The sequence below is a fragment of the Bacillota bacterium genome (assembly GCA_024655925.1).
In the GTDB taxonomy this organism is placed as follows: domain Bacteria; phylum Bacillota; class DTU025; order DTU025; family JANLFS01; genus JANLFS01.
This window is the reverse complement of sequence record JANLFS010000042.1, coordinates 20,394-26,277: the sequence shown is the minus strand read 5'-3', so window position 1 is coordinate 26,277 and position 5,884 is coordinate 20,394. Positions and strand designations below refer to the sequence as shown.

4 protein-coding genes and 1 pseudogene are annotated in these 5,884 nt (G+C 62.6%); all 5 read right to left on the bottom strand.

Features of this window, described 5'->3' with window-relative positions; all coding sequences use genetic code 11:
• Window positions 1-527 (bottom strand): annotated as a pseudogene (gene iscB / locus NUW23_08175) (RNA-guided endonuclease IscB).
• 370 nt (window positions 528-897) lie between these two features.
• A complete protein-coding gene (locus NUW23_08170) occupies window positions 898-1,836 on the bottom strand; it encodes a transketolase family protein (protein ID MCR4426145.1) in 939 nt (312 codons plus the stop codon).
• Between the two features lie 14 nt (window positions 1,837-1,850).
• Window positions 1,851-2,702, bottom strand: a complete 852-nt coding sequence (locus NUW23_08165; protein ID MCR4426144.1) for a transketolase — start codon at window positions 2,700-2,702, stop codon at window positions 1,851-1,853.
• A gap of 5 nt (window positions 2,703-2,707) precedes the next feature.
• Entirely contained in the window at window positions 2,708-4,549 is a 1,842-nt protein-coding gene (gene csaB, locus NUW23_08160) for a polysaccharide pyruvyl transferase CsaB (GenBank protein ID MCR4426143.1), read from the bottom strand.
• Window positions 4,546-5,884: DUF5693 family protein (locus tag NUW23_08155; GenBank protein MCR4426142.1), on the bottom strand; the 1,339-nt coding region annotated here is incomplete at its 5' end. The genes csaB and NUW23_08155, both read right to left, overlap by 4 nt.

Genomic DNA, 5,884 nt, shown 5'->3' with positions numbered 1-5,884 from the left:
CACTCAACCCCCTGGATTTCGGGGCTCTCCATCTTCTGCAGGTCGAGCTTGATCAGTTCCATCGAAATCGCCTCGAGCGGGCAGTATCTCCTCATCCGGTTTACCCAGGTCACCACATTGGCAATGCGGCTTTCCGGACTCGGCGGCAGCCGACCGTCTTCCCGCCGGCGGTTTAGAAACCGTGGGGCGCGATGCCTGGTTTTGCGGTTCCTGCGGGCCCCCCTTAACGCCCGGCAGGCGCTCAGCTTTGCTTTAACCTGCTCGCCACGGTGGCGAACCTCCCCGGCAAACACTGCCTCGCCGGTGGCGTCATTGACTACCGCGATGCCCGTCGCTTTGCTTCCAGGGTCAAGTTTCAATCTCAACGGCTGCATTGCCGCATCGGCGGCTTCCCGCTTCAAGACGATGGTGAAGGGTTAGCGTCGGAATATTGCCGCTTTCCCCTGCTTCAGCAGTTGCCTGGCTTAAGCGGGACGGCAGGGCAGAAGCGGCTTTTTCTTGGCATCGAGCACAAACACTCTGCTCATTTAATGAGCCTCCCTTGCGGGGTAATGTTTGCCTCGCCAAGGTTATTCAGGCTTTCTAGGCCCGGCACACCGGCTTCAACCCCGTATGCCTGTTTAATGCCGGGCGACAGGGCCTGGAACTGGCACGCATCCCAGGGTGTCGCGACCTGAATAACGTAGCCCGATGGCCTTGCAGCCGATGAGCTGAGGCTGGTCAGCTCCAGGCTTGCTTATCGCGAGCCCCCGGCTTTAGCCGTGGGGTAGCTGACGGCCAATCACTCCGTTTCGGCCATCCGCATCAGGCGGAATTTCGAGTGGATGCCCGCGAATTCCTGCCTCGTACGTATGGAAAACGGAGCAACACACGGTAAGCCGGTGGTATTCGAGGATGTCACGCACGTATCTTCAACCTGACAGCCTGTCGCGCCGCCCGAGAGATGCCTTCCGCCGTGAGGCCGAACTTATCGAGAAGCTCAGTGGGTTTTCCGGATTTCCCGAACTCATCCTTCATCCCGACCCTGATCACGGGGACAGGACAGATCTCCGACACCGCCTCGCACACCGCCCCACCGAGCCCACCCAAGACCGAGTGCTCTTCTGCGGTGACGATCGCCCCTGTCTCCCGGGCCGCCCTGGCCACAGCGTCACCATCGAGAGGCTTCACAGTGGCCATGTCAAGCACTCTCGCGGATATGCCTTCCCCCGCAAGAATCTCCCTCGCCGCCACTGCCTGGGAGACCATGACGCCGCAGGCGATGAGGGTCACATCCTCTCCGTCCGCCAGCATCACGGCCCGACCGAGCTCAAAGTCGTGGCCAGGCTGGTAGAGCAGGGGCACCGGCGCCCGCCCGAGCCGGATGAACACCGGCCCGTCGACGTCGTATGCCGCCTCTACGGCCCATTCGGTCTGCACAGCATCAGACGGCACTATGACCGTCATGTTCGGAACCGCCCTCATCAGCGCGATATCCTCCACGGACTGATGGGACGCGCCGTCCTCCCCCACCGTGACCCCGGCGTGTGTCGCGCAGATCCTCACCTTCAGCCTTGGGTAGGCGATGCTGTTCCTTACCTGGTCGAAAGCCCGACCGGCTGCGAATACCGCAAAGGTACTGGCGTACGGGACCTTCCCAGCTGCAGCAAGCCCTGCTGCGGTACCCATCATGTCCTGCTCTGCGATTCCCATCTGGATGAAGCGGTCCGGAAACCTCTTCGCGAACTCCGAAGTCATGGTTGACTTGGATAGGTCGGCATCAAGTACGACAACGTCGGGTTTGGATTCACCCAGAGCTATCAGGGTCTTACCGTAGGCTACTCTGGTGGCGATCATGGAACCGTCCGGCACTAGGAGTCACCGCCTTCCGCCGCCGCATCAAGTTCGGCAATAGCCGTCTCGACCTGATCAGGCTTGGGCGCGGTCCCGTGCCATCCCGCCTGGTTTTCCATGAATGAGACCCCTTTCCCTTTGATCGTTCTCGCCACGATCACCGTAGGCTTGCCCCAGGCCTTCCTGGCATCATCGAACGCGCCCAGGATATCTGGAATGCTGTGGCCGTCGATCTCGAGCACGTTCCACCCGAACGCGGCGAACCTCTCACCTATCCTGTCGACGGACTTGACCTCCTGGACCGGTCCATCGATCTGCAGGCCATTCCAGTCGACAATGGCCACGAGGTTGTCGAGTTTCCGGTGGGCAGAGGTCATGGCCGCTTCCCACACTTGGCCTTCTTCCAGCTCACCGTCACCCAGCAGAACGTAGACCCGGAAGTCCGCGCCGCTCATCTTGGCGGCTATGGCCATCCCGTTTGCCGCCGACAGACCTTGCCCCAGGGATCCTGTGGACATCTCCACCCCTGGAGTGCTGCGCATATCCGGATGTCCCTGCAGGTGGCTGCCGAGCTGCCTGAGCCCCGTCAGATCAGATATGGGGAAGAACCCTGCCTCGGCGAGGGTAGCATAGAGGGCGGGTGCTGCATGACCTTTCGATAGCACGAACCGGTCCCGTCCCGGCCAGTTTGGCTCGCCTGGTCGAACCCGCATTTCGTGGAAGTAGAGAACTGTGAGTATGTCCGCTGCAGAAAGGGACCCCCCCGGGTGCCCGGATCCCGCGGATCCGGTCATCCGAACTATGTGCTTCCTGATCTCCCGCGCCTTACTCGCAAGCTCGCGCGGGTCGTCGAGTCGTACTCGAGCCAACACCATCAACTCCTGTTCTCGGAATCTCCGCCGGATGGCCTCCCGGCTCCCAGGCGCAGCACTTCCCAGATGACCGCGGCCACGAACCGGGGAAGCGCAGCCATGCGTCTCGCCCGGGAGGGCTCGGAAATGAGACGATAGAGCCATTCCAGCCCCAACCGGCGGAACGCCACCGGCGCCCGCTTCACGTCCCCCGCCAGTACGTCGAGCGTCCCTCCCACGCCGATCCAGACCGCTCGAGGGGCCGCCTTCCGGGCCTGAGCGATCCACCTCTCCTGCCTGCCCGCCCCCAAGGCCACCAGCACGTAGTCGGGATTCGAACTCTCGATCGCATCAAGCACGTTCGGCTCCTCGTCCCGGGCGAAGTACCCATGATGCACGCCTACGATAGACAGTCCTGGGTAAGCCGCTCTCATGTTGTCCGCTGCCCGCTGCGCCACTCCAGGTTTCGCGCCGACTAAGAAAAACGAGTGTCCCATCTTTGCAGCTAGGGCCATAAGGCCCGTGGCAAGCTCGATCCCGGCGACTCGCCCGCGCGGGCGCCCGCCCAAGAGGCGCAGGCCCATGACCACTCCGATCCCATCGGGCACCACGAGTTCGGCGTTGAGTATGGCTTCTCGGAGCTCGCGGTCCTTTCTTGCGGCCAGAGCCATCTCGGGGTTCAGGGTGACCACGTGCCCGCCGACTCCCGACCGGACCAGGCCAGACGCTCGACAGATCGCCTCCTCCATGGAAACACAGTCCACCGGGAGACCCAGGATGGATCCGCGGGAGGGCCGCACGGGTGCCAGGGCGAGTTCGACGGCTCGGGCTCCCGCCCGTGCAAGACCAGGAACAACCCGGCGCAGATACTGCCGGATCTCTTCCCGTCTACTCCAGGCAACCTCGCATGCCCGGATCAGATCGTCAGAGGATGCATCCACCGGGACAACATCAGAGGACCCCACCATGGCGAAGAACGCAGCCACCTTCGGGTCGTAGTCTATCCCCACGAAAGGCACTGAAGCTGCGGCAGCGAGTATGAGAGAGTGAAGCCTCATGCCCACCACCATGCCCGCCCCACCGATCATGCCCATGACCTCGGACGGGCGCATGGTGCACGGGACGACTTCCGGGTGGGATGCCGAAAGGGCGGAGACCCGCCGGGCGAAGGCTTCATCCTGGTCCGGCTGGAATGCCAGCATGACCGGGCGTGCGTCAGTCGAGGATGCGATGCCGTCCACGGCACGGGCAATGTCGCTCTCTCGTCCTTCGAGATGTGGCCAGGGCCTCAAGGCAAAGAGCACAGTCCGGCGCAGGTCCTCGCGGTCGGAAGGGCCCGGGGTTTCTCCGTGCCCGGACGGAACGAGCCCGAATGCGGGATCCGCTACCAGCACCGGCTTCGGGGACCTCAATCCCATCTCTTCGAGCCTCTGAAGCGATCCTGGGTCACGGACACTGATGGTGGAAGTCCTGGACAAGACAGTCCTGGTGAGCCACCTGTAGAACTGCGACCGCAGAGGCCCGATCCCTTGTGCATATATGGACACTGGCTTTCGAAAGGCACAGGCGAGAGCAACCATTCCGAGGTAGTATGGCACAGACCACGGGCCGGTCACATCCTGCAGAAGACTCCCACCCCCGCTTATGACTATGTCACATCGAAGGATCTCCCAGACGATGCGCAGGACGTGCGTGCGAGGCACAGAGTGCACACCATAGGCCGCGCTGGTGGCAGTAGGATCGCCCGACAACACCGTGCATTCAAGCCCGGGGGCGATCTCCGAAGCGCGCTGCAGAAATGCCTCCAGCACCGCCTCGTCTCCGGTGTTTCCCATCCCATGGTACCCGGAGATGACCACCCTCACTTTCCAGGCCCCCTGACCCACTGTCTGGCCCATTGGATGAGAGCCATGAGAATCCAGGCGCCCGCGAGCCCGAGTGGCAGCCCAAGGCAGAGCCCAAGTCCCGTCCGGGCCAGAGTCACTATAATCGGCGTGTGCAGGTGAGCAAAAGTGTTGACCATCGAGACCTGGCCGATAATGCCCGCCAACGCCACCGGCAACAGCAGCGACCGGTCACGGAACACGACGAGCGCAGCCGCGGTGATGAAAGCAGGGTGGCCCAGGAGGAACTCCTTGGTCCGCGGTCTCACGATGAGAGCTCGCTCGAGCGTCGTGCGGAACCACTGCTCGAACTCCGGAACAGATATCGCGAATGCAGATGTGTTTCCGGTCCTGACTATGTATACGAGGCCCAGGACGCCGGCAACCCCTATCAGCAGCGCGTGCCAGATCAGTACAGGGGAGTTCAGGAACTCTGCAGCCGACTGGAGCACAGATTCATGGCTTCTGCGAACGTAATACTGCAAATAAGCGACCGCCGCAAGACAAAGCGGAAGGATGTGCATGAGCTTGACTCCGACAAACTGCCGGATACGGATCATGAACACCAGGTCTGTGAGAGACGCCGCAAGAAGAAGTCCCCCCGCCACAGACACTGCAGACGCAAGCATGAATCGAGAGACTGCAAACCGGACCCACGCCGAGCCTGCCCGGGGCAGGGTATTGTGGGGAGGGGCCAGTAAGATGAAGGCAGTGAGAGATGGGAAGACCACAGCCGACACCAGAGCCGCAATCTGCCTGGCAAGGATGGAATAACCCATGCCCCACAGGGCCGCGAATCCTGCTGCCGCAACAGCTACGAGCGCGGCGGACACCGGAGCAGAGACCGGTGAGATCGCATCGAGAAGCATGACACACCCGGCCGCCACACCCAGCACTACCAGAAGGGTGGGCATGAGCCCGGGGGCAGGCTGGCCCATGGGCCCGGCCGGGGCGGTAACGAAGCCTCTTGCCCGAAGCGCTGCCACCAGGCGAGACAGATACTGGCGATTGGCCTCGAGAAGGGATTCTGCCCCCGACGGTTTGAGCACGGGCCGGAGGTACAGGATTCTTGCGTTCCTCTCCCGGGCAGCCCGGACCATGCGGTCCACCATGGCCTCGATACTCATGCCCCGGTCCATCTCCTCCCTGGTGATGCTGTGGACTCGGGCCACCCTGTGCTCCATGATGGACGAGAGCTCCGGCGCCCCCGCCTGTGTCAGGAATTCGACTTGGCCAAACAGAAGACCAGACTCATTCATCGCGCGAGCCGTCGCAGGCAGAAAACCAGGATACCCCAGTACGTCTGCTCCGCTGAAC

Bases quoted from the DNA above. Each gene is read 5' to 3' on its own strand.
- NUW23_08170 (MCR4426145.1), bottom strand. From the start codon at position 1,836: ATGATCGCCACCAGAGTAGCCTACGGTAAGACCCTGATAGCTCTGGGT.